The organism is Pseudomonas sp. NFACC32-1 (assembly GCF_900101215.1).
In the GTDB taxonomy this organism is placed as follows: Bacteria; Pseudomonadota; Gammaproteobacteria; order Pseudomonadales; family Pseudomonadaceae; genus Aquipseudomonas.
This window is the reverse complement of the sequence record NZ_FMUL01000008.1, coordinates 191,042-216,950: the sequence shown is the minus strand read 5'-3', so window position 1 is coordinate 216,950 and position 25,909 is coordinate 191,042. Positions and strand designations below refer to the sequence as shown.

At 61.8% G+C, this 25,909-nt stretch carries 15 protein-coding genes; 12 read left to right on the top strand and 3 right to left on the bottom strand.

The features are described 5' to 3' along the window. Window positions 1–129 precede the first annotated feature (129 nt). Genes aroQ through accC form a run of 3 tightly spaced genes read left to right on the top strand, consistent with a single transcriptional unit; the run spans window position 130 to window position 2,468 of the window. On the top strand, window positions 130–582 hold the full coding sequence (gene aroQ, locus BLP99_RS15035; protein ID WP_072397824.1) for a type II 3-dehydroquinate dehydratase: 453 nt from the start codon (window positions 130–132) through the stop codon (window positions 580–582). A 48-nt stretch (window positions 583–630) separates the two neighbouring features. Continuing rightward, window positions 631–1,095 (top strand): acetyl-CoA carboxylase biotin carboxyl carrier protein, encoded by a 465-nt coding sequence (gene accB / locus BLP99_RS15030; protein WP_076405638.1) that lies wholly within the window; start codon window positions 631–633, stop codon window positions 1,093–1,095. 17 nt (window positions 1,096–1,112) lie between these two features. Continuing rightward, window positions 1,113–2,468 (top strand): acetyl-CoA carboxylase biotin carboxylase subunit, encoded by a 1,356-nt coding sequence (accC, locus tag BLP99_RS15025; protein WP_072397826.1) that lies wholly within the window; start codon window positions 1,113–1,115, stop codon window positions 2,466–2,468. 77 nt (window positions 2,469–2,545) lie between these two features. Here the strand turns inward: accC and BLP99_RS15020 are convergent, their stop codons facing one another. Then, window positions 2,546–6,376 carry a dermonecrotic toxin domain-containing protein gene (locus BLP99_RS15020; RefSeq protein ID WP_256327860.1) on the bottom strand — a complete coding sequence of 1,277 codons (3,831 nt, stop codon included), beginning with the start codon at window positions 6,374–6,376 and terminating at the stop codon, window positions 2,546–2,548. 321 nt (window positions 6,377–6,697) lie between these two features. Between BLP99_RS15020 and prmA the strand changes: the two genes are divergently transcribed. The 8 genes from prmA to BLP99_RS14980 all read left to right on the top strand — a co-directional run bounded on the left by prmA (window position 6,698) and on the right by BLP99_RS14980 (window position 17,016). Further along, window positions 6,698–7,576 (top strand): 50S ribosomal protein L11 methyltransferase, encoded by an 879-nt coding sequence (gene prmA, locus BLP99_RS15015; protein WP_072397828.1) that lies wholly within the window; start codon window positions 6,698–6,700, stop codon window positions 7,574–7,576. Window positions 7,577–7,606: 30 nt separating this feature from the next. After that, window positions 7,607–8,836, top strand: coding sequence for a DUF3426 domain-containing protein (locus BLP99_RS15010; RefSeq protein WP_072431725.1), 1,230 nt, complete (start codon window positions 7,607–7,609; stop codon window positions 8,834–8,836). 184 nt (window positions 8,837–9,020) lie between these two features. Beyond that, window positions 9,021–10,028 carry a tRNA dihydrouridine synthase DusB gene (gene dusB / locus BLP99_RS15005; protein WP_072397830.1) on the top strand — a complete coding sequence of 336 codons (1,008 nt, stop codon included), beginning with the start codon at window positions 9,021–9,023 and terminating at the stop codon, window positions 10,026–10,028. Further along, window positions 10,025–10,345, top strand: a complete 321-nt coding sequence (gene fis, locus BLP99_RS15000) for a DNA-binding transcriptional regulator Fis (protein ID WP_025211617.1) — start codon at window positions 10,025–10,027, stop codon at window positions 10,343–10,345. The genes dusB and fis overlap by 4 nt, the downstream gene beginning before the upstream one ends. An 83-nt stretch (window positions 10,346–10,428) precedes the next feature. After that, the gene (gene purH / locus BLP99_RS14995) at window positions 10,429–12,036 is read left to right on the top strand and encodes a bifunctional phosphoribosylaminoimidazolecarboxamide formyltransferase/IMP cyclohydrolase (RefSeq protein ID WP_072397831.1); all 1,608 of its coding nucleotides are present in this window, start codon (window positions 10,429–10,431) and stop codon (window positions 12,034–12,036) included. A 154-nt stretch (window positions 12,037–12,190) separates the two neighbouring features. Beyond that, window positions 12,191–13,486: a phosphoribosylamine--glycine ligase gene (gene purD, locus BLP99_RS14990; RefSeq protein ID WP_092180666.1), complete on the top strand. Its 1,296-nt coding sequence runs from the start codon at window positions 12,191–12,193 to the stop codon at window positions 13,484–13,486. 99 nt (window positions 13,487–13,585) lie between these two features. Further along, on the top strand, window positions 13,586–16,357 hold the full coding sequence (locus BLP99_RS14985) for a hybrid sensor histidine kinase/response regulator (protein ID WP_072397833.1): 2,772 nt from the start codon (window positions 13,586–13,588) through the stop codon (window positions 16,355–16,357). 62 nt (window positions 16,358–16,419) lie between these two features. Further along, complete coding sequence (locus BLP99_RS14980; protein ID WP_072397834.1) at window positions 16,420–17,016, top strand: MarC family protein; 597 nt, start codon at window positions 16,420–16,422, stop codon at window positions 17,014–17,016. A 12-nt stretch (window positions 17,017–17,028) separates the two neighbouring features. Here the strand turns inward: BLP99_RS14980 and BLP99_RS14975 are convergent, their stop codons facing one another. Then, window positions 17,029–17,847 (bottom strand): hypothetical protein, encoded by an 819-nt coding sequence (locus tag BLP99_RS14975; protein ID WP_072397835.1) that lies wholly within the window; start codon window positions 17,845–17,847, stop codon window positions 17,029–17,031. Window positions 17,848–18,061: 214 nt separating this feature from the next. Between BLP99_RS14975 and BLP99_RS14970 the strand changes: the two genes are divergently transcribed. Beyond that, window positions 18,062–18,712, top strand: a complete 651-nt coding sequence (locus BLP99_RS14970) for a hypothetical protein (RefSeq protein WP_072431723.1) — start codon at window positions 18,062–18,064, stop codon at window positions 18,710–18,712. 36 nt (window positions 18,713–18,748) lie between these two features. Here BLP99_RS14970 and BLP99_RS14965 read toward each other — a convergent pair whose 3' ends face one another. Beyond that, window positions 18,749–25,819: a TcdA/TcdB pore-forming domain-containing protein gene (locus tag BLP99_RS14965; protein ID WP_092180663.1), complete on the bottom strand. Its 7,071-nt coding sequence runs from the start codon at window positions 25,817–25,819 to the stop codon at window positions 18,749–18,751. Window positions 25,820–25,909: the final 90 nt, after the last annotated feature.

Sequence of the window (25,909 nt, the reverse complement as noted above, 5' to 3'; positions counted from 1 at the left end):
GCACGGTCACAAATTTCGCGCAAACATCGGTCATCGTGCTGGCTATTGCCGAGAACTGGACAGTCATAAAGGCTTTGCGGCATAGTCGCCGGGTTCTGACACCTGCTCACGGATAACAAGGAACAGCAGATGGCGACCCTATTGGTCCTGCATGGACCCAACCTGAACCTGCTTGGCACCCGCGAACCGGGCGTCTACGGGGCCGTCACGCTCGCTCAGATCAACCAGGATCTGGAGCAGCGGGCCCGCACCGCCGGCCATCATTTGCTCTATCTGCAAAGCAACGCCGAGTACGAACTGATCGACCGCATTCATGCCGCCCGCGACGAAGGCGTGGACTTCATTCTGATCAATCCCGCAGCTTTTACGCATACAAGTGTCGCATTACGTGACGCGCTGCTGGCGGTGAGCATCCCATTCATCGAAGTGCATTTGTCCAACGTGCACAAACGCGAACCTTTCCGCCATCACTCCTATTTCTCCGATGTAGCGGTAGGAGTGATCTGCGGCCTTGGCGCCAGCGGTTACCGACTGGCCCTGGAGGCCGCCCTAGAGCAGCTTGAAAGACAGGCAACAGCTTGAACAACAAGCGTTAAACGCCCCTGACCGACCCTTGGGAGTTGATGATTCATGGATATCCGTAAAGTTAAGAAACTGATCGAATTGCTGGAAGAGTCCGGCATCGACGAGCTCGAGATCAAGGAAGGCGAAGAGTCCGTACGTATCAGCCGTCACAGCAAGACTCCGGCCCAGCAGTACTACGCCCCGGCCCCTGTACAGGCTCCGGCCGCCGCACCGGCTCCGGCCGCACCTGCTGCAGTTGCTGCTGCTCCAGCCGCTGCCGCCGCGCCTGCGCTCAACGGCACCGTCGCTCGCTCGCCGATGGTAGGCACCTTCTATCGCAAGTCGTCCCCAACCTCGCCGTCCTTCGTTGAAGTGGGCCAGACCGTGAAGAAAGGCGACACCCTGTGCATCGTCGAAGCCATGAAGATGATGAACCACATCGAAGCTGAAACCAGCGGTGTGATCGAGTCCATCCTCGTTGAAGACGGCCAGCCGGTTGAGTATGACCAACCGCTGTTCACCATCGTTTGAACCGCGGAGAGCCTTTGATGACTGCGAAGCTGGAAAAAGTCCTGATCGCGAACCGCGGTGAAATCGCCCTGCGAATCCTGCGCGCCTGCAAAGAGATGGGCATCAAGACCGTCGCCGTTTATTCCAAGGCCGACAAGGAACTGATGCACCTGGGCCTGGCAGACGAGTCCGTCTGCATCGGTCCGGCATCGGCTGCGCATTCCTACCTGCACATCCCGGCGATCATCGCCGCGGCCGAAGTGACCGGCGCCACCGCCATTCACCCAGGCTATGGCTTCCTGGCGGAAAACGCCGATTTCGCCGAACAGGTCGAGAACTCCGGTTTTGCCTTCATCGGCCCGAAAGCCGAAACCATCCGCCTGATGGGCGACAAGGTTTCGGCCAAGCACGCGATGATCGCGGCCGGCGTACCCACCGTTCCAGGTTCCGACGGCCCGCTGCCTGAGGACGAGGAAACCGCCCTGCGCATCGGTCGCGAAGTCGGTTATCCGGTGATCATCAAGGCCGCTGGCGGCGGCGGTGGTCGCGGCATGCGCGTAGTCCACAAGGAAGAAGACCTGATTTCCTCGGCGAAGCTGACGCGCTCCGAAGCGGGCGCGGCGTTCGGCAACCCGATGGTCTATCTGGAAAAATTCCTGACCAACCCACGCCACGTCGAAGTCCAGGTACTGTCCGACGGCCAGGGTCACGCCATCCATCTGGGCGACCGCGACTGCTCGCTGCAACGTCGTCACCAGAAGGTCCTCGAAGAAGCGCCTGCACCGGGCATCGACGAGAAGGCACGCCAGGAAGTGCTGGCCCGTTGCGTCAAGGCCTGCATCGACATCGGCTATCGCGGCGCCGGTACCTTCGAGTTCCTGTACGAGAACGGTCGTTTCTACTTCATCGAAATGAACACCCGTGTTCAGGTGGAGCACCCGGTTTCGGAAATGGTCACCGGTATCGACATCGTCAAGGAGATGCTCAGCATCGCCGCTGGCAACAAGCTGTCGTTCACCCAGGATGACGTGGTCATTCGCGGTCACGCACTGGAGTGCCGGATCAACGCCGAAGACCCGAAAACCTTCATGCCAAGCCCAGGCACGGTCAAGCATTTCCATGCCCCGGGCGGCAACGGCGTTCGTGTCGACTCGCACCTGTACAGCGGTTATGCCGTTCCGCCGAACTACGACTCGTTGATCGGCAAGCTGATCACCTACGGGGCGACCCGCGACGAAGCCATGGCGCGCATGCGCAATGCGCTGGACGAAATCGTGGTGGACGGGATCAAGACCAATATCCCGCTGCACCGCGACCTGACCCGCGACGAAGGCTTCTGCGAAGGTGGCGTCAACATCCATTACCTGGAGCACAAGCTGGCCAACCAGCATTGATGCCCGTGTGATGTAAAAAAGACCCCGGTCCGTTGGCCGGGGTCTTTTTTTTTCCTTTCCCAGTGACGATGAACGGGTCAGCTCAGCGCCACCGTGGGGAACGCGTGTGCCTCGATCTGGGCCGAGGTCGCAGGTCGGCCCTGGAAGGTGAGCACCGCACCGTTGGCACTGGCCGCCAGCGGTTCGCTGCGTACGCGCGCCATGAATTCGCGCGCCCGCGCCGACACCGGGTCGGAACTCTTCTTCGCCCTGGCCAGCACCGGGATGTAATAGCGCTCGACCTGGCTGCGAGAGGTCTTGAAGACCGAGGTCATACCGCTGCGCAGGTCCAGCGAGACTCCATAGGTATTGCCGAAGCAGGATGAATACGACCAGTGATCCCAGGTGGGTCGCAACCCCTTGCGCCTCATCGCCGACCTCACTCGACCGCCAATGTCAGCCCCCGTCAGCCAATCTCCCCCCGCCAGCGTGGCGCGGATATCCTTGGCCGCACCGCCCAGGCGCCGGATCACATCCCCCAGGCTGCGCTCGATGAGGGCGCGGATATTGTGATCGAAATGGATGACGGCCCCCACCCTGGTGCTCGGGTTATACAACGAAGCGATTACGCATGTCTGGGCGTTCAGCGAGAACAGATAGTTGTCCGCCACCGATTCGCTGAACCTTGCCACCACCGCCTCGCCCTGCAAGGCGCCCCTCGATACATCCGGGTAGACATGGCCAGGAAACGCTTCGCGCAGGTCCTTCACGCGCCCGAGGACCAGCACATCGTCGGCGCCGCCCCTCAAGCCGACTTTGTCGTGCACCCACTTGCCATCCCCCATCCTGCGGATGGGCAGTTTGTACAAGGCATCGGGACGACTGGCGTCCACCAGGCACAGGCCACCGAAGTAAGGGTCCTCTTTCACCTGGTAGTACTTGCCCTTGCTGCGTATGTAGTACTTGTTTTGCGGCTGCGACGCGCTGGAGGGGCTGCGATAGGTACCCTGGAAGAGGCCTTCATCGGTCACCCGCTCCAGATTCCCAGGGGTTTTGCCGACCGCCTGCCTTGGCTTGAAACGGATGGGCTGGACGACCGGCCCGGTGTCCTTGGCGATGACCGGCGCCACGCGCCGCAAACGCTGCGCGGACAATGACATCGGCGTCATGACCTGTTTCAGGCTCCTGGCTCCATTGCCCACCAGGGAGGCAAGGGTTCCGGCTCCCAGCGCGGCGAAGAATACGCCCCAGGAGGCCATCAGCCAGTAAGCCAGGGCGCGATCCGTGTCGCCTTGCCCATGCGCCTCGGCGGCCTGCCTGACGCTGGCGGCGATGAAGACCGCATCCAGCAGCAGGGCAAAGGGCGGGTACACCAGGCACACGGGGGCAGACGCAAACAGCAGCCCCTTGATCACCTGCTCCCTGATGACCTCGGCGCGGCTTTTGGTGACATCTTCCACATCGCTGATGGCGCGCTCTACCCAGGCATCGAACTCGGTCCGGATATCGATCACCCGATTGAACTCGCGCAAGGTATCGAGGCCACCTTTCGATGCCTGCAGGACCAACAGCGAGCGCCTGACGGCCGTGCGCGCAGCGAGTGCGACTCGCGCCAGCACGTAGTCATGCAGACGCGCGACGACCTTGCCGGTGAAATCGCGGTACGGGCGGAACGTGACGCCGTCCGGAGCGTCAGGCGTGTACAACCAGGAAAAACCCTTCGGATCGAAGTAGGTAAAGACGTAGACACCCATGACGATATGGCCACCCACGGAGAACCTGATCACGCCTTCGCGCTGCACCAGCGAGCCCGAGTAGAGCGGGCCGACCGTGGGCACCGACTCGCTCAGCAGGGTGACCTGGCGTGTAAGCCACCAGAATTCGTCGGCGCTGAGCTGGGACTTGCCTGTTGCGACACGCAGGTCGCGGTCCATCCGGGTCAGCAGCAGATTGCGGTAGGCACTGCGCCGCCTGGCGTACTGCGGGGTGCTGGCGTCGAGAAACCGGGCACGGACCTGCGCCGCATATTGCTCGCCCAGATACGCCCGCCGCAGATACGACGCCAGCTCCGCACTGCGAACCTGGCTCAGGTCCTGCCCCACCGATGAGCGCACACCTTTTGCGGGATGGTCGATCCCTGAGTTGTCGTCATAGCCGTAGATGGCGAGATCCAGCAGGCTGGCGACCTGCGTCTTGCCACCCGCCAGCCCGGGGCTGTAGTCGATGAGCACCGTCGCGGGGTCCACCGGCTCCTGGACACCCTTGCTGCGCATGTAGGGTGCGATCGCCTGGGTGACGACGCGCCTGGCGAAATCGGCGAACACTTCATAGCCCGCAAGCGCTTTGTCGAACACCTGCTGATGCCTCAGGAGCTCCTGGCTCAAGCTGCTGATGTTACGCCGTGACTCCAGGGGTAGCGCGCTGTACCAAAGAGGCGATTCGTCCTGCTCCACTTGCGCGAGGTTGTGGGCAAGGCCGGTTGCGACGATGTCACCCACGCAGGCCTGGAAGCCGGTCACCGTGGCCCTGGGATCCTTGCTGGCGTTCCAGAACGATGGCTTGTCCGCCACCTTGGCAAAGTATTCCCGGGCCACGCTCCGATCGGCTGGAGAAATCCGCTGCAACAAATATTCGCGACCCGCTTCACTTCGGGTCCAACCGCCGATCTCCACGCTGACCGCCCACAGCGATGGCAGCTCGATCCACTCCTGGCCATCCGGCTTGTCCGGGGCATACAGCAGCAGATCACCTTGCAGGTCATGGCGATAGAACAGCAAGACGTCAGTGCATTTCAATGCGTTTGGCAGCACTACCCCGGCCACCTGGAAAAGGCTGCCCGCCTGTACCATGGGGCCGCCTGTACACAGGGCTTTCACCGCGTCATGGTGGGCAGGTTTCAAATGGCCCGCGCAACGGGCGACGAACGCGCTATGCAGAAGCCGCGCCACGAACCAGTCGAACAAGGCGTCCTTCAGGTCGTCGCGGCCATAGCGGCTGACCAGCGCCTGCCGGTAGCCGGCCGGAGCGTCCACCTGGGTCAGCAACTGAGTAATGAAGGCGGATGAAAGAGGCTGGTTGCGCAACATGCCGCCGTTTTCCACCAGGAACACCGAGACGCTGTCCTGCCTCAACGGCCCCACCGTCAACAGCTCGCTCAGGCTGTGGGCCCGCACCGGCTGGTCGATGACGGTTCGCCACAGCAACTGCACGCGAATACTGTCCGGCTCGACTTCCATGTCCAGCTCATGCCTGACGTACTCCCTGGCCAGTTGCCGCGCAAAGGCCCGTAGCGAACCCAGGCCATCGAGCAATTCATCCACCAGCGCCGCCGCTTGGGTGGACTGCTCCTGCAACGTCTCCAGTTGCGTACGCTCGGCCTCGCCCAGGGTTCGCAGCCAGTCAGGCAACTGCCCGCGAGTCATTGCCTCAAGACTCCGTCGCTCCAAAGGCGTAGCCAAGGCGGTCAATCGATTGCCGCGACGCCATGAATCCTGGAACAGCTCGATCGTCTCTCGGAGCTCATCGACGCCCAGGCCCGCCAGTCGGGCAGGTTGGAAAGCCAGGTCGATGAGAGCCATGTGCTCGTTGAGTCGCTGCCCGACCCTCTCTCCAAGCTCTGGGTCGAGACCAGTCATCCGCCAATGGCGCCGCAGATAATCCTTGTAGTGGTCGACAAGACCCGATGCGACCCCTTCGACTGTCTGGGCGATGACCTCCTGGCGCTCGGCCGCGAATCCCCGGTCAGCCGCCCCCTCCCAACGGTAGGGCGCATCCTGCTCTTCATCGATGACCACCAGTTCCCGGTCGATCAATCGCTGCAGCACCGTGTCCATCAGGGTGCCTATGAAATGCGGATCGATGTTGCCTTCGTAAAAGTGTGTGCGCAGCTCGACTAGCAGACGCTCCTCCAGCACCTCCAGAAAAGTCATCTGGCTGTTCCATCGAGCATCGAGCGCAGCCTGCCATCGAGTCAGTTTCTGCAAAATGCCCTGTGCAGTTTCCCCCTGGGGGGAAGGCACCGGCCCCGTGCCGTTCGCCTTCCCTTGCCGTTCGGCAGTGTTGTCCATCACATTCCTCCCTGTCGTGTGGACCCGCACCTTATCCGCCCCGCGTCGTGCCGGGGCCATACATATGTATATCGGCCAGGAGACGAGCCACGCTTATCCACTTTGACCTCGACCTGGCGTACACTGCGCAGCTTTCGCAGCCCTGGGGCTGCTCCTGTAGATTTATTTCCAAAGGTGCCCGCCATGCCTTGGCTGCAAGTACGCCTGGCCATCCGCCCGGAACAAGCCGAAACCTACGAAGACGCGTTTCTCGAAGCAGGCGCCGTGTCGGTAACGTTCATGGATGCCGAAGACCAGCCGATCTTCGAACCGGAACTCAATACCACCCCGCTGTGGGCCCACACCCACTTGCTGGCGCTATTTGAAGGCGGCACCGAGGCGGCTGGCGTACTGGCCCATCTCGAAGAGCTGACCGGCAGCCCGCTGCCGGAACATCACAGCGAAGTGATCGAAGACCAGGACTGGGAACGCAGTTGGATGGACAACTTCCAGCCGATGCGCTTCGGCCAGCGCCTGTGGATCGTGCCAAGCTGGCACGCGGCGCCCGAACCCGACGCGGTAAACCTGCTGCTGGATCCGGGGCTGGCATTCGGCACCGGTACCCACCCGACCACCGCGCTGTGCCTGGAATGGCTCGATGGCCAGGACCTGAAAGGGTGCAACGTGCTCGATTTCGGCTGTGGCTCGGGCATCCTGGCCATTGCCGCGCTCCTGCTGGGCGCCAGGGAAGCGGTGGGCACCGACATCGACATCCAGGCCCTGGAAGCCTCTCGCGACAACGCCGGGCGCAACAACATCGACCCTGAGCATTTCCCGCTTTATCTGCCGCAGGACTTGCCACAGGTCCAGGCCGATGTGCTGGTGGCCAACATCCTGGCCGGCCCGCTGGTCTCCCTGGCCCCGCAACTGTCGAGCCTGGTCAGGCCGGGTGGGCGCCTTGCGTTGTCGGGCATCCTCGCCGAACAGGGCGCGGAAGTCGCCGCCGCTTATGCCGCGGACTTTGACCTGGACCCGATCGCCGATCGTGATGGCTGGGTGCGCATCACCGGACGTCGGCGCTAGAATGACCGCCTGTATCCACCGGATTGCCGCATGACCGACAGCTTCGTCACCCAGTGCCCGCATTGCCACACCAGTTTCCGCGTCAGCCATACTCAATTGAGCGTGGCGCGCGGGGTGGTTCGCTGCGGCTCGTGCCTGCAGGTGTTCAATGCCGCACGGCAATTGCTGGAACAACGCGCCGCCAAGGAAACCGCTGTCCCCATTGCCCCACCGGTCAAGCCTGTCGCCACCGAAGCGCCGCCCCGTGCCATCAGCCAGAAACAGTGGACCGCCGCCGAGCTGGACCTCGATGACCTGGACAAGGAGCTGGCTCGCCTGGAACGGCGCGACAAACGGGCGCCGGGCACTGCCGGTCGACGCCGCGAAGACAATCTGAGCGCACAACGCGATCCCCTGTCCGACGAGCAAGAGGCTTGGTCCGACAGCCTGTACAGCGAATCCCCCGCCGAGCGCTTCGAGGCCGTCACCCAGGCGCCGATCGAGCCGTTCTCGCCTCATGAGCCCGCCCGACCGCCGCGCACCGAGCCTTCCCTGTCCCTGACCCTAGAGCCCCTGGAGCCGGACGACGAACCTGTCGCCCCGCTACGCCTGGAGCCCGTGGACGAGCCCGGTGAACATCTCGAACGCCTGTCTGCCACCGACGACCTCGACGAAGAGCCGGAGCCGGCGACGCCGCCGCGCAAGAAACGCGAGCGCCAGGAACCCGGGATTCGCGCCGAAGTCCTGCAGGACCTGGACGACGACCCGTTGCGGCTGGACTGGCGCAAGCGTCGCTCGCCATGGGGCCGACGCTTGCTGTGGAGCCTGTTGATCCTGCTGGCCACCGCGGCCCTGGCCGGACAATACATCGCCTATCACTTCGAAGAACTGGCCCGCCAGGATCAATATCGCCCCTGGTTCCTGCAAGTCTGCCCGGTCATCGGTTGCGACGTTCCATCCAAGGTCGATATCGCGAAGATCAAAAGCAGCAACCTGGTGGTACGCAGCCACCCGGAGTTCAGTGGCGCCCTGGTGGTGGACGCGATCATCTACAATCGTGCGCCCTTCTCCCAGCCGTTCCCTCTGCTGGAACTGCGGTTCGCCGACCTTAACGGTCACCTGATCGCCAGCCGTCGTTTCAAACCCGGGGAGTACCTGGGCGGCGATGTCGAAGGCCTTGGGGAAATGCCCCCGCAGACACCGATCCACATCGCACTGGATATCCTGGACCCGGGTCCCAAGGCGGTGAACTACAGTCTGAGCTTCCACTCGCCCGAGTGAGGCGACCCGCGTCAGGCGAATGACGACGGCTTTCTGGGCGACCCCACCCAGACCAAACCGCTGGCGATAACGAATCAGCTGTTCAGATTTTATCCAATTCGATCTTTATCCAGTCATCGAGAGCGGGTATCATGCCAACCCTTTTTCGAAGTCTCATGATCCGGCCCCACTTCAGGGAAGTCCTATGTCGGCGGTACGCATCGGCCCATATACATTGCAGAACGGTCTGGTTCTCGCCCCCATGGCGGGCGTCACCGATCAGCCCTTTCGTCAGCTGTGCAAGCGACTGGGTGCAGGTTTAGTGGTTTCGGAAATGGTCACCAGCGACATGACGCTGTGGAACACCCGCAAATCGCGTCTGCGCATGGTCCACGAAGGCGATCCCGAGCCCCGCTCGGTACAGATCGCCGGTGGCGATGCGCAGATGCTGGCGGAAGCGGCCCGGGCCAACGTGGCGTTGGGGGCACAGATCATCGACATCAACATGGGCTGCCCGGCGAAAAAAGTCTGCAACAAGGCTGCCGGTTCCGCGCTGTTGAAGGATGAGGCCCTGGTTACCGAGATCCTGCAGGCGGTCGTCGCCGCGGTCGATGTGCCGGTGACCCTGAAGATCCGCACCGGGTGGGACCGGGAAAACAGGAATGGCCTGACGGTGGCGAAGATCGCCGAACAGGCGGGGATCACGGCACTGGCAGTCCATGGCCGCACCCGTGCCGACCTGTACACCGGCGAGGCCGAGTACGACACCATCGCCGCGATCAAGCAGGCGGTGTCGATTCCGGTCTTCGCCAATGGCGATATCGATTCGCCCGAGAAGGCCCGGTACGTGCTGGACGCGACCGGTGCCGACGGCCTGTTGATCGGCCGGGCCGCCCAGGGGCGGCCGTGGATTTTCCGTGAGATCGAACATTTCCTGCGCACCGGCGAAAAGCTCGCTGCGCCGCAATTGTCCGAGGTGGAACGAATTCTGCTGGAGCATCTGGCCGCGCTGCATGCCTTCTACGGAGAAGTCATGGGCGTACGCATCGCTCGCAAGCATGTGGGCTGGTATCTCGCAACCCTGCCGGGCGCCAGGGAGTTTCGCGCCCGCTTCAATCGTTTGGATGGTACGCAAGCACAATGCGCCGACGTTCAGGCCTTCTTCGCTGAACGTTACAAGAGCCTGACAGGGGACGAAGGGGTGGCCGCATGACGATGATGACCGAGACTTTAGTGAGTGGAATAACACCCGTGAGCGACAACGTGAATTTGAAACAGCACCTCAATACGCCCAGCGAAGAGGGTCAGACCCTTCGCGGGAGCGTCGAGAAGGCGCTGCACAATTATTTCGCCCACCTTGAGGGCGCTGCCGTCACGGATGTGTACAACCTGGTGCTTTCGGAAGTCGAGGCACCCCTGCTCGAAAGCGTGATGAACTACGTCAAGGGCAACCAGACCAAGGCCAGTGAGCTGCTGGGCCTGAACCGCGGCACCCTGCGCAAGAAACTCAAGCAGTACGATCTGCTGTAAGCATTCAATCAAACCAGAAAGGCGCCCGCGTAAAAAACGGTCGCCTTTTTTGCTGACTTCCCTTGCTTTTGATGGAAATTGAAATGACCGACCAGACCACCCGCCTGCCGATCCGCCGCGCCTTGATCAGCGTCTCCGACAAGACCGGGATCCTCGAATTCGCCCGTGAGCTGCAACAGCTGGGCGTCGAGATTCTCTCCACCGGCGGGACCTTCAAGCTGCTGCAGGACAACGGCGTCGCCGCAGTGGAAGTCGCGGACTACACCGGTTTCGCGGAAATGATGGACGGTCGGGTCAAGACCCTGCACCCGAAGATCCATGGCGGGATCCTGGGCCGTCGCGGCATTGACGATGCCATCATGAACGAACATGGCATCAAGCCGATCGACCTGGTGGCGGTCAACCTCTATCCGTTCGAAGCCACCATCAACAAGCCAGGCTGCGACCTGCCGACCGCCATCGAGAACATCGACATCGGCGGCCCGACCATGGTTCGCTCCGCAGCCAAGAACCACAAGGACGTGGCCATCGTGGTCAACGCCAGCGACTACGCCAGCGTGCTGGAGAACCTCAAGGCCGGCGGCCTGACCTATGCCCAGCGTTTCGACCTGATGCTCAAGGCCTTCGAACATACCGCCGCCTATGACGGCATGATCGCCAACTACATGGGCACCGTGAACCAGGCCGCCGACACCCTGAGCACCGAAGGCCGCAGCGAGTTCCCCCGCACCTTCAACAGCCAGTTCATCAAGGCCCAGGAAATGCGCTACGGTGAGAACCCGCACCAGAGCGCGGCATTCTACGTCGAAGCCAAGCCTGCCGAAGTCGGCATCGCCACCGCCACCCAGCTGCAAGGCAAGGAGCTGTCGTTCAACAACGTGGCCGACACCGATGCCGCGCTGGAATGCGTGAAGAGCTTCGTCAAACCGGCCTGCGTGATCGTCAAGCATGCCAACCCGTGTGGCGTAGCGGTCAGCCCGGACGCCGAGGGCGGTATCCGCCAGGCCTATGAACTGGCCTACGCCACCGACACCGAATCGGCCTTCGGCGGCATCATCGCCTTCAACCGTGAACTGGACGCCGAGACCGCCAAGGCCATCGTCGAGCGTCAGTTCGTCGAAGTGATCATCGCCCCTTCGGTCAGCGAAGAAGCCCGCGCCATCGTCGCCGCCAAGGCCAACGTGCGCCTGCTGGCCTGCGGCCAATGGTCGGCCGACCGCGCACCGGCCTGGGATTACAAGCGTGTCAACGGCGGCCTGCTGGTTCAGAGCCGTGACATCGGCATGATCGGCAGCGACGATCTGAAAGTCGTGACCCAGCGCGCCCCCAGCGAGCAGGAAATCAACGACCTGATCTTCGCCTGGAAAGTGGCCAAGTACGTCAAGTCCAACGCTATCGTCTACGCCAAGAACCGCCAGACCATCGGTGTCGGCGCCGGTCAGATGAGCCGTGTGAACTCGGCCCGCATCGCCGCGATCAAGGCTGAACACGCCGGCTTGCAGGTCAAGGGCGCTGTCATGGCCTCCGACGCGTTCTTCCCGTTCCGCGACGGCATCGACAATGCCGCCAAGGTGGGTATTACCGCAGTGATCCAGCCGGGCGGTTCGATGCGTGACAACGAAGTGATCGCAGCCGCTGATGAAGCCGGCATCGCCATGGTATTCACCGGCATGCGCCACTTCCGTCATTGATACACCGATCAACTGTGGGAGCGAGCCTGCTCGCGATAGCGTCGGATCAGTCAACATTGAAGTCCACTACACGCCGCCATCCGAGCAAGCTCGCTCCCACAGAAAAGCATCTGCGCGATGCTCAACAGAATCAGCGTCATCCGAGGTTTTTGAAATGAATGTTTTGATCATTGGCAGTGGCGGCCGTGAACACGCCCTGGCCTGGAAAGTGGCCCAGGATTCGCGTGTGCAGAAGGTCTTCGTGGCACCGGGCAATGCCGGCACCGCCATCGAAGCCAAGTGCGAAAACGTCGCCATCGACGTGCTGGCCCTGGAACAGCTGGCCGATTTTGCCGAGAAGAACGTCTCCCTGACCATCGTCGGCCCGGAAGTGCCGTTGGTGGCCGGTGTCGTCGACCTGTTCCGCGCCCGTGGCCTGGATTGCTTCGGTCCGACCGCCGGTGCCGCCCAGCTGGAGGGCTCCAAGGCGTTCACCAAGGATTTCCTGGCACGTCACAAGATCCCGACCGCCGACTACCAGAACTTCACCGCAATCGAACCGGCCCTGGCCTACCTGCAGGAAAAGGGTGCTCCGATCGTGATCAAGGCCGATGGCCTGGCGGCCGGTAAAGGCGTGATCGTGGCCATGACCCTGGCCGAGGCCGAAGCCGCCGTGCGCGACATGCTGGCCGGCAATGCCTTCGGCGATGCCGGCTCCCGCGTGGTGATCGAAGAGTTCCTCGACGGCGAAGAAGCCAGTTTCATCGTCATGGTGGACGGCAAGAACGTCCTGCCGATGGCCACCAGCCAGGATCACAAGCGCGTCGGCGACGGCGACAGCGGTCCGAACACCGGTGGCATGGGCGCATACTCCCCAGCCCCGGTGGTCACCGCCCAGGTGCACCAGCGCGTGATGGACCAGGTGATCTGGCCGACCGTGCGCGGCATGGCCGAGGAAGGCAACGTCTATACTGGTTTCCTTTATGCCGGCTTGATGATCGACAAGGCCGGTAACCCAAAAGTCATCGAATTCAACTGCCGCTTCGGCGATCCTGAGACCCAACCGGTGATGTTGCGCCTGCAGTCGAGCCTCGTGCTGCTGGTCGAAGCCGCCCTGGCCCAGGCGCTGGACAAGGTCGAAGCCCAGTGGGACCCGCGCCCGAGCGTCGGCGTCGTACTGGCTGCCGGAGGTTATCCGGGCGACTACGCCAAGGGCAGCGTGATCCATGGCCTGGACGCAGCGGCCCAGCAGGAAGGCAAGGTCTTCCACGCCGGTACTGCGCTCAAGGATGGCCAGATCGTCACCGCCGGCGGTCGCGTACTGTGCGCCACTGCCATGGGCGCCAGCGTCGACGCCGCCCAGCAGCAAGCCTACAGGCTGGCCGCCGCCATCGACTGGGAAGGCTGTTTCTACCGCAAGGATATCGGCTATCGTGCCATTGCCCGCGAGCGTGGTGAAAATCTGCAATAACCCGGCCTTTCAGCCAGGCAGGGGCGTGTGGCCCTTGCCTGTCTGCCGGGACGCCGCGCATAGTTATAATCTGGCATCAACCTTTGAAGGGAACTCGCCGTGCGCTGGCTCAGGATTGCCATAGGCTTTACCGTTACCCTGCTGACGCTGCTCTGCATGCTCCCGGCCCAGGCCGCGCCAGGCAGTGGTTGGGCGGTATTGCTCGACGAACAGGGCGACCTGAAGCTGAGCGACATCCGCTCCGCCCGCTACACCAATCAATTCAGCCCCATCGACCTGGACCGCCTCAAGGCGGCCGAACCGGGGGGCGCGCTGTGGTTGCGCTTTCGCCTGGCGCCCGACAAACATGAACAGATCCTGCGTATCTTCGCGCCCGACCTGTCGCGCCTGAACCTCTACGTACTGGACGGCGACGCACTGATCGACCAGCAGATCGGCGGTAATGCCCAGCCTCGCACCGAGCCTTCGGTGCCCAGCAGCGACGTCATGCTGGCCCTGCCCCGCAGCGACAAGCCCCTGGATGTCTACCTCAGGCTGGCATCGCGGCACGAACTGCGTCCCTATATCACACTGCAACCGGCAATCATGGCCGCCGCCGACCAGAACCAGACCCTGATCTATGGGCTGCTGTTCGGCTGCATCGCCATGCTGATCCTGCACAACCTCACCCGCTACGCCTACACCCGCTCACGCAGTTGCCTGTGGCTGGCGGCCTGTGAAGGGCTGCTGATGCTAAGCCTGGTGCTGTTGCTGAACCTTGCGGGAGGCTGGCTACCGGACTGGCCAGCGGTGCAGACGCCTGGCGCCTACCTGGCCCTGCTGCTGACCGCGCCCTGCGGGCTGATGTTCGCCTACCGCTTTTTCGCGCCCCTGGGGCCGCACCCGCTGAATCGGCTGCTGCTGGGGGACATCGTCTTCATCATGCTGTGCTGCCTGTTGCTGCTGTTCGTCAACACGCTGCCGCTCAACATCATGACCTATGCGTTGGTGGCCCTGGCCGGCCTGAGCATGCTGTTCGTCAGCGCCTGGCACTGGCAGAAGGGCTACCGCCCGGCCCGGCTGTTCGTCGCGGCCATGGTGGTCTTCAACCTCGGCACGCTGATCATCCTGCCCGCGCTGCAAGGCCTCACCGAAGTGGCACCCCAGGGCCTGATCGTCACGTTGCTGGTGTTCATCTGCATCAGCGGTCTGCTGATGAGCGTCGCCCTGGGCGAGCGCCAGCGCTCGATCAACGAAAGTCGTTTCAGCATCAGCCGCGACCTGGCTGCCAGCAACGCCGAGATCAATGCCAAGGCGGAATTCCTGGCCAAGATCAGCCACGAGATCCGCACCCCGATGAACGGCGTGCTGGGCATGACCGAACTGTTGCTGGGCACGCCACTGTCGGTCAAGCAACGCGACTACGTGCAGACCATCCACAGCGCCGGTAACGAGCTGCTCACCCTGATCAACGAGATTCTCGACATCTCCCGGCTTGAATCCGGCCAGATCGAGCTGGACGACGTACAGTTCGATCTCAACGCGCTGATCGAGGATTGCCTGAGCATCTTCCGCGCCAAGGCCGAACAGCAGAATGTCGAACTGATCAGTTTCATCCAGCCCCAGGTACCCCGGGTAATCAGCGGCGACCCGACGAGGCTGCGCCAGGCGTTGCTGAGCCTGCTGGAAAATGCCCTGAAGAAGACCGACGAAGGCGAAGTACTGATCGTCGTGGCCCTCGACGAGCGCAGCAAGCAGCCGCGCCTGCGCATCGCGGTGCAGGACAGCGGATCGCCCATGGATGCCGAGGAGCGCGACACGCTGATGCACGCCGAATTGCACAGCAAGAACTTCCTCTCGGCCACGCGCCTGGGTGGAAACCTGGGCCTGGTCATCGCCCGCCAGCTGATCATGCTGATGCACGGCGAGTTCGGCATCAAGAGCGGCAACCAGGGCAGCACCCTGTGGCTGACCCTGCCATTGGACCCGGACCGCCTCGAACACCCGACCTCCGACCTCGACAGCCCACTGCAAGGCGCACGGGTGCTGGTGGTCGACGACAACGAAACCTGCCGCAAGGTACTGGTGCAGCAATGCAGCGCCTGGGGCCTGAACGTCAGCGCGGTGCCATCGGGCAAGGAGGCCCTGGCGCTGCTGCGCACCAAGGCGCACCTGCGCGATTATTTCGACGTGGTCCTGCTGGACCAGAACATGCCAGGCATGACCGGCATGCAACTGGCGGCCAAGATCAAGGAAGATCCGAGCCTGAACCACGATATCCTGCTGATCATGCTCACCGGCATCAGCAACGCGCCGAGCAAGATCGTGGCACGCAACAGCGGGGTCAAGCGCATCCTCGCCAAACCGGTGGCCGGTTATACCCTCAAGACCACCCTGGCCGACGAGCTGAACCAGCGCAACAGGGGCCACGCCCCCAGTTCCCCGGCAAGCGCGGGGCCTACCGCCCCGGTGAAGGTACCCAGCGACTTCCGCATCCTGGTGGCCGAGGACAACAGCATTTCCACCAAGGTCATCCGCGGCATGCTCGGCAAGCTCAACCTGCAACCCGACACCGCCAGCAACGGCGAAGAAGCCCTCAAGGCGATGAAGGAGCAACGCTACGACCTGGTCCTGATGGATTGCGAGATGCCGATCCTCGACGGTTTCTCCGCCACCCAGCAATTGCGTGCATGGGAGATGGGCAACCAGCGGACCCGCACGCCGGTGGTCGCCCTGACGGCGCACATCCTGGCCGAACACAAGGAACGGGCCCGCCAGGCAGGGATGGACGGTCATATGGCCAAGCCGGTGGAACTGTCGCAACTGCGTGAGCTGATCGAACACTGGGTGGCCCAGCGCGAACAGCAGAACCGCACGGCGCAAACGTCCTGAGCCGACAGACGTCCCATCGCCTGATAGACTCCCGTCGTCCTTCTCTGCCTTGAGCCTCGACCATGCTCCATGTGCTGTTCAGCGTTTACCTGAAGATGCTGGTGCTCTACAGCCCCTTCTTCGTGTTGTCCTGTTTCATCAGCCTGACGCGTGGCTATTCGCGCAAGGAACAACGGCGCCTGGCCTGGAAGGTCGCGATCGCAACGCTGGTCTCCAGCGTCTTGCTGTATTTGTTCGGGCGGGTGATTTTCACTGTGTTCGGCATTACCGTGGATGCGTTCCGTATCGGCGCTGGCAGCGTGCTGTTCATCTCGGCGCTGGGGATGGCCCAGGGCAAGTCGGCCGTACAGACCGACAACGTTCAGCAGGACGTGACCATCGTCCCGCTGACCATTCCCCTGACTGTCGGCCCTGGCACCATCGGCGCCTTGCTGGTGATGGGCGTGAGCCAGCCGCACTGGGACGACAAACTCACCGCCATCGTCAGCATCGCCCTGGCCAGCTTCACTGTCGGCGTCGTGCTCTACCTGTCCAGCCGCATCGAGCGGATCCTGGGTGACCAGGGCTTGCAGATCGTCAGTCGCTTGATGGGGCTGTTTGTCTGCGCGCTGGCGGCGCAGATCATCTTCACAGGGGTGAAAGGCTATCTGGGGCCATAGCCCGACGCCCCTTCACCCCAGCCTGCGACGGTTGAATCGCTGGCGCAGGACTTCCCTGCGGTGCTCGCCCAGGTACTCTTCGATGTCCTGCCGGAACTCTTCGTAGCGCGCCGGATTGAAGGTCACCAACGATTTGCCGCGAAAGATTTCCCGCGCCGAGGACTGCCAGTTCACGAACAGTACGCCGCCGTTACTCGAAGTACCGACCTGCCTGATCGAGGCAGACGAAGCGATCAGGGTACCGTTGGCCAACTGCTCGCAAGGGATGACCGACAGGCGCGCCCCTTCGGGCGTCTTGACCTGGCTGTTGAACAGGTTGAGGGTGTTGTTGTCCTGCTTCAGGCCGTCGATCGTGGTGTTCACCACGGCACCGAGCACCGAAGCCGCCGGCACGCTGGCCTTCACCCCGTCGATGATCCCCTTGACGATATCGCTGATGACATTGTCCATGTCCACCCGCTGGGAGCTTTCGGAGTAGCGGGTGTAGCCATCATCGGCCACGAAACACCCCAGGTCCCGCAGACAGTGAATAAAGGCGTCGTACCAGGCCAGGGTGTTCTTGCCGCGAGGCACTTCGTAGTTGGCCTCCATGATCGCCATGGTCATCAGGTTTTCCATGATCGCCATGTTGGTGAGCGACATGTTCGTGCCGTAGCCCAGCAACGCATCCCCCAGCATCAGTGCATCCAGGGCCTTGGTAGGGCTGTCATGCATTTCTGCGGAACGACGCACGCGTCGATGGGCAGAAGCCAGCGCCTTGCGCCTGTCGATACGGGCGCCGATCAGTTCAATACTTTGTTCAACGCTGATTTTACTTTCAAACTGTTCCATATAACTTTCCTTGGTTATTCAATGACCGCTCCTGCGGACCAGCGTCAATCTAATTTATTATTCAAACGCACTACAACTCCGCCCCATTACAGCGTATGTAGTTACAACCGCTCATTACAATAAAATATTCAGCCTCAAAATAAGCGGCGTTAGCCATACACACTTTTCTCCTTGCACTGTATTTATAAAAAAACATTCCCAAGGAGAATCTTCCATGAACGACGAATCATTGACCGGACTGGTCACAGGCCCCAATCTGCTGTCTTATATCGAAACGCTGTCCCTGCAGGACCACAACGATATTGCCGATTGCAACAACATCGCCACCCAATCGGCGGACCTCGGCCATGACCGCTACACCGACGCCAAGGGCTGGTTCGAAGAATATGCCCGCACCCTGAACTTCCTCGGCTGGGCGCTACATGGCGACTCCATCTTCACCCGCACGCAACATCTCGTATCGGGCTCCGTGGCCGACTTCCTGGTCCAAAGCGCCTGGTCCATGAGGGATTCGCGGCAGGCGAACGCCATGATCGACACCCTCGACGCGTTGAAGATCGAGCGCCTGGCCATGCTTTCATTCGACAATGAAACCCGGGAGGGGGAATCGTTCCAGATCATTCCGGCTCGCTACGACACCCAAAACAATCTGAACATCGCCGTGTATAAACTCCAATTGAACGTGAACATCAAGAAGCGTGGTTTTCTGTTCTGGAACTGGGAACAGCGCTCGGCCACAATCACCCAGCAACGCATCTTTTTAAGATTGGACAGGAGCGAACTGGAGCGCAAGCGCGGACTGATCAGGAACAAACTGAACGAGCAATCCATGCGGCGATTCAATTTAAGGAGAATCGCCTCATGAATGGCAGAATGATCTAATTCAGCACTTTAGGCCGTCTCAACCCACCAGGTTGCTCTCTAATACTTGCGGGACGCTCAGCAACTCTTTCAGCGTTATGCTGTCCTGAGACTTCTGCCGAGCGTCCATTCGCTTGACCAGCGTCGAAACAGCATAACGCCGATGTTCTTCAAAGCTGAGCAGCACTTCTCCACGCAGATTGATATCCGCGGCATAGGCTTCTCGGAATATCACACTGTGCCCATTGTCCGGGTCGATGATTACCAGGTGTTCATCGACAAGACTCAGCAGCAGCTTTTCCGGTTCGTCCAATTCCCAGATCAGCTTGCCCGGCTCTGTCGCTGCGTTGTCCAGGGTATGCCGGCAGTTGAGAATGACCGACTCGAGCCTCAACCAGGCCGCTTTCGACAATCGGTAGCTCTGCGTGCCTTGCCCCATGCGCAGGACCAGGGTCGTGATGCCGTCGGGCATGAGCGGCAGGAAATCGTCGATCTTGGTCTGCCCTTCCATGACCATGACCTCGCCAACGCGCTGCACATAACTGAGGGGCCCCGCATGCCCGATGTCCGGATAGGTCAGCAGTTTTCCATGGCGGCTTTCGTGAATCAGCAGGTTGGTTTGCTTCTTCGTCCCAAGCACTTCGAAGGACTCGGGAATCGCGGTCCGTGGAACCCGTATCAGGCGTTTGCTCTGGGTGACGAACCATTTCAGGTTATCGGGATCCTCCACCGACAACAGCGGGCCATGGAAAGGATACTCCAGCAATCGCTTGAGTCCTTCATGCTCGCGCCCCCCCTGAGCGATGCTCCACTCCAGCGTGACACCGGTGATGAACGCCGGCTCCGGCTCTCGCAACGAGACCACCACGCCTTCGAATGTCACGCCACGCAAGCCAGCCCCTTCGACCGTCAGTTCGGCGAACTGCCAGGGCGCCCATACACGTTGCGGGACGGGCAGGGCGTCAGCCTGCAACAATTGCGAGCCTTCGCCAAAGGCCGGCTCCAGGCGTTGCGGATCGATGAACGCCTGGCGATAGACTTCACCATTTGAAACATTGAACAGCCAGGCCGCCTCGCCGTCCGGAGTCGTCCTGAGCAGTCGCAACTCCTTGCCATGCCCCGGGTCGATCAACAGCAATCTGTTGTCGATGTACCAGGCCCCCAGCTTCGCATCCCCCTTGAAGTTGGCCAGGCCGATCAAGGCGAGGGGCCTGCCCGGATAGCGCCGGGCCAACGGGTCCAGTGCCGACCACCAGTACGCGCGGTCCTTGAACCAATGTTCGGTCACACCGCCCAGTTCCTGGCGTCCCTGGTCCGTCAGGTTGTAGAACAGGCCATCGGACATCAGTGCCAGATAGCCGTCCTCGACGGCGATGATATTGTCCAGTTTCTCGGAGCGTAGCCATCGGTTGGACCACTGCCCTTTTCCCTCCACCAGGGTGCGCTGCCTGCGGCACAGCTCCTGCCTGGTCCTGTCGTAGATGACGAACACATCGCTCCCCTGCGCCGGTGTGAGCAGCGTCAGATCGGTGAGGTTCTTGATCGAGTCCGGCCACCCACGGTAATGATTGCGTCTCGGCGAGGGGCGGATGATCAACTGATCGCTGCGGCGAACCCAGGCCATGTCTCGCAACGTCTCGTCGATCTTCCAGCAGACCGAAACAAAGGGGGCCGGCTGCCAGTTGACGGTGGCATAGGTACGGTCAGCGACGTACGGTGTAAAGGAGTAGCCAGCACCCAGTACCTGCGACCAGTCGGCCAGCGTTTCGCTGGCGCTGAACACCGATTCAAGCGTCGGATCGAGATCCCGGGTCACGGAACTCAGCAGCAGTTGCCCATCGTGGATGACATAGACCAGCACCTCGGTGGTCTGGTCCTCGCGGGTGATTTCCTGCGCCACATGCACCACCCCCTGGGCATCCGCCTCGACACTTTTGATGATCGTCTGCCTGTCTTTCGCAGGCCATAGCCAATAACGGTGGCTCAGCAGCCCGGTGACCGCATCGACTTGCCAGACGATCAGGTTCGCCGGCTCGAAAAAGTAGGCGTAGCCGCCCACCACGGTCCCCAGGATCGCATCCTCGGCACCCGGTACATCGTCGCGGATATACAGGAAACGATCTTCCCGGGCGTCATACCAGGCCGTGAGATAACGGGGCTCGTCCGGCTTTTCGAACGGAACCAGATAGTGGTGCACAGGCGTGTAGGGCATCACCAGGCGATGCTCGCGGGCCAGAGCCTTGAGGTGCGCCTGCAACACCTGCCGATCCATGCCTGGCGGCACGTCCTGCTCGATGAGGGCCAGCTTGAGCTGCGTCATCTCGACCTGGAACACCTGATTCCCGCTGATGCGCAGCAATATGGCGTGGCGGCGCGTCCCCGTGAAGTTCACCTGGACATCGCCAACGAACATCCTGGTGTAGCGCTCGAGGCGGATATCGTCCTCGCTGGCCCAAGGAGCGTCCAGCACCCAACTGGCCTCCTGCAGGCTCAACGACTCCAGGGTGAGGCTCACGCCAGGATTGAGCGTTACCGCACAGCGTTTGCCGGCGCTGCGGATCTGATAGGCGATCTTCCCGCGCCAGTCCGTGGGGATGGCAGGCACCACCAGTGAACGCTCGTGGTCGTCGAGCAGCACATCGATGACCGTTGGCCGGTAATCCGGGACCAGGCGGTACAGGATGTAGTCGCTGGGAAACGAATAGAACGAAAACAGGAACAGCCAGCCGCCATCGGCTTTCCTCTTCTCCAGGCGCCGTGCCGTGTCGAACCCGGCATCATGGCGCAGGCTGGCGAATGGCAGCGCCTTGTACTCATAGCGATAGCAGGCTTGCGGCGTGCCGGGCAGCATGATGGCCTGCCCGGCGGGCGGTGTGAACATGACCCGACCGGGCAGGCGCAATTCGCTGCGGATGTCGATCGAACGGTCATAGTCGAGATCGAACGTCGGCACACCGAAATGATCCCGCAACGGGTACAACCTGGGACTGTCCAGCTGAAGTTGGCCGCGCGCCAGGTCCAGTGTCCGGACAATCAACGAGGCGTTCGGGAGCCACGCGTTGCCATGGGCGTCAAACCGATAGGGCTGCAGATGCGCCTTTGTCATCTCGTCGAAGAACAGCCCGACCTGCTTGGCTTCTTCGGCAATGGTCGCGAACCCCTGGGCCAACGCCGCCACCCCCACCGCCAACCCGCCCAGGATCACCCCCGCCCCGCCTAGAAAAGCCCCTGCGGTGGCGGAGCCCGCAGCGAGTGCTCCGGCCGACAACACCAGGCCGGCCGAGTCGAACGCCAATTGAGTACCGAACTGGGCACGTGCGACTTCGTTGGTCGCGGTGGCCAACTGATAGATGTCGAACCCGACATTCGCCAGTTGCAGCAGGCCGCCGGTCGCTTCGCTCAAGCCAGACCCCACGGCCGCCTTGACCACGGGAGCGACGGTGCGGGCGATCAGTTTCTCTTCTGCCAGCGCCTGGCGGACCAGCCCGACCAGGCCCGCCACATCGGACACGACGCCATGCACCAATTGCGCGTAATTGACATAGGCGTGCAGCCGGACTGCCAGGGACAGCGGTCGATCAGGCCCTTCATGCGCGGTCAGCGCCATCATCAGCGCCTGGATGGCGAAGCCGGCATTGAGGGTGTGGACACTGCCCACCTCGGCAGGATCGCTGGGCAGGGAAGGCTTGTTGGCCAAGGCCAGGAAGCGTTCCGACAGGTAGCTCTTGATCCGCAGGAGCCGGTGGTCATCCGACGTGACCCGCACCAGGTGCTCGGGCTCTTCAGGATCGATCAGGCTCACCCGGTACGTGCCATCCGACATGATCTCCAGGGTCTCGAACAAAGGCACGAGCCGGGGGGCCAACTGATCCTGCTGACGCAGGCCGGTAGTCACTTGCGCGATCTGCTGTCCCCACCAATGACCATCCAGCGCCAGCAGGCAACTGCCGAGTCGGGGATTGCTCATCAGCGACTGCCCACGGGCAGAGGCCAGCCGCTGTTGGACAGGATGTTGCGCCTGTCCTGGCAAGGCACCGGGATGCAGCAGGTCCGAGACCTTGATCGCACCCGGTAACGCAATTTTCGACACGCGCGTACCGTCCAGTTCAAGCAAATCGAAGGTGGGACGCGTCGCGTCGCCGTAGGCGGCGTAATAACCGGCCATTCCCTGATCGAGGAAAAACCGCTCCAGCGCTTGCCTGAACCGCGTGGCGTGCTCGAACTCGAAGACACCGAAATTCGGATCGTAGAAATGATAGGTACTGCGCTCGCCTTCGACAGTCCTGGCCACCAGCATGGCGTGGTTGTCGGAGCTGAGCATCAACGTGCTGGTGGTGGTCCTGGCCTGCAACGCCTCCACGACCTGCTTCAGGTCCGAGCGCGCCAGCGCGCTGCCGACGTCACCGACCTGCACCTCACGCAATGCTTCCACCCCTTGCAGGAAGGTCACGCAATCGCTTGCCTCGGGCTCGATGGCTCCCAGGTAGAAGCGCTCGCGCAAGGTGTTGACCGCCGCTTTTCCCGTCGACAAGGCCGCCGCCATGGCCAGGGTCAATGGATAGCAACGTCCGCCCACCCTGTCCCCTTCGCCCTGCAGCAGCAGATCCTGGGGCACAGGCTTGGTCACGTCGGCCTCGAAACCATCCAGTACGACTCCGACACGCTCGGTGACCCGGATACGGAACTCGAGCTGCGCCAGTCGCTGGATCCGGGCCACTTGGCGCCCCCACTGGCGCAATGTCAGCGGCCGCTCCAAGGCGTCTTTCTTCAGGCCCAGGGCAGTGTCCGAATGCAGGAGCGAATATTCGACCGGGTCAGCCAGTCCGGCCAGGAATGCCGGCGCCTGCTGTCGGTACAACGCCTGCTCGATCATGGCGTAGCTGCCCACGGTCCCCCGCTCGCCAAGGTTGTTGGCCAGGTTGTCCAGGTGCGGGCGAAGTGCATCGAAGTTGCGGTTGTCCAGGGACTTCGCGCCGATCAAGGTACCCAACAGCAGGCGTTGCAAGGGGCTCAACTGGACCACGTCGAGATCGCCATCGGCGAGCTGGCCCAGCACTTCGGCAACAGAAAGCCGCTGCGTCTGCGGATCGCCCAACGAGGCAGGCGCCAACAGGCTGGAACCTTGGGCGCGAATTGCCTGGCGCGCATCGAAACTCAGCGGTATGGGCTGGTCGAAGGCCACCACGCCGGTATGGCTGCGCCCCATCATCGCCATGAAAGGCTCGCCCAACTGATCGGCCAGATGCTGCAGCAAGTCGGTGGACAGCACGTGACGCCCTTCAACCACCGGCCAGCCTTCATCGAACTGAAGCGTGCGGTATTTGAGCAGTTCCGCCAGCTCACCGGCGTAACGCGCCTGGAAGAGGCCCTGTTGCCAGCGTTTTTTCTCATTGCCCAGCCATTGCACGACGTCGCTTTCGTTTTCTTTCCAGGAATGGTCCAGTTCTTCCTCGGTGGCCCGGTTCACCGTTGCGACAGCAGGTATGGCGAGCTCGCTACTCCATCCTTCGGCACTTCGAGGGGTGAAATTGGCCTTCTGATAATCCAGCATGGCGGCGCGCATGGCTCCGGGCCCGGTCAGGTAGATGGTCACTTCGCTCTGGGGGCGGATGCCGTCGCTGTAGTAAGTGGCGGCGGCCTGAGCCAGGAAAGAAATCGCCATCTCCTCTTCCGGGGGTAGCTCGTGCAAGTTGCCGAAGATCGCTGTCGCGGCCTGGGAAGCAAGCTGTTCCATGGTGCGGATATCGGTGAAGGCAACGTTTTGCTCATCGGCCAGGTGCGCGGTGGCATCGACGAGTTCATAGTTGAGCCTGAAGCGGTCGATGACGGTCTTGAGCATCGCCGCCCCTGGATGAGCCATCAGGAACGCGTTGCTCATCGAATGCTGCTCGGCTACAGCGCGCAGTTCGTAAGGCCGGGCGAGACGCTGCGCCGGTATGCGAAATACCTGCTTGAGCCCGGGCTTGCTGTCGGCGAAACGCTCGAGGGCCTCACGACTTTGCAATGGGACCTGGTCCTGATAATCCTTGTATCGGCTGCGTAATGCCTGGCGACCCGGCATCCACTCAGGGTTGTGATCGAGCAACAGTTGCAGCACACCCAGGCGGGCGTCCGTCTGGAAGGCGCTGATATCCACAGCGCCCAGTTTATCCAGCAAAGGCGGCAGGTTATCGACGTCAGCGTAGAACCCGCCTTCGCCGAAAAGCGCTTCTACACGCACGACATCCGAGCCGGAAGCCAGGTTGCAACGCAGGTTGATCTCCCGCTCGTAGATATCCTGCAACTGCAAGGGGGCCTCGCCCCGGGCAAGATCGCGCAATGCCAGGCTCCCTTCGGCCACTGCCGAAAGGCTGAGCAGGTTGGCCGCCTTCAAGGCCGTCAGCCGAGCCTTGTCCTGGCCATAGGCTCGGACCAGCAGATCGATCCTCGCGTCATCGGCGCTACCGCCGCTTTCCACCACATCCTTGATATGCGCAAACATCTGCTGCTTCAGGACAATCACCCGCTCTTCGTAGCGGTCGCCCAATTCAAATGCATCGGTAATGTCCAATGCACCATTGAGCATGGCATCGGCCTTGGCGGCTTCGACAATGATCCGATTGGTTTCATAAGCCAACAACGCATCGCTGTCATACCAGAGATTAAGTTGATAACCATCGTCGACCATCACCTTTTGCCAGATATTTATATAGTCGCGCTGAATAGCGCCAATGCCGCCTCCCAGCCAGACGAAATGCAAATTTTTCGGAACTTCGAGCGCCGCTGCCCTCAACTTTTCGACGCTGTTTTGCAGACGCGCCTCAAAACTTTCGACGGCAGTGCAGATGTGCGCCAGGTCCATCGACTCGGCAGCGCCGGACGGCGCCGGTTCCGCCGTGCGCCGATGACGTCCGACGCCCTGGAATGCCTTCAACGCCTGCTTGAGCAACCCGAGCGGCTCCAACATCGATGGCGAATCCAGCGAGGCGATACAGCCAAAGTAATAACGCAGCACCGCCTCGTATCGATCAGTGCCTTTATGCGGCATCAATGCCTGTTCAAGATCCTTGAGTTTCAATAAACCCATGAAATCGACGTAACCCTGCGTCGATTTTATTCCGCTCTCACTCATCACCAATAATTCCATTTATTGCATACGAACATGCCGAAGCCGGTTTTCGGCAACAGCAAACTGCACGTGCATCCAGGCACGTGGACATAA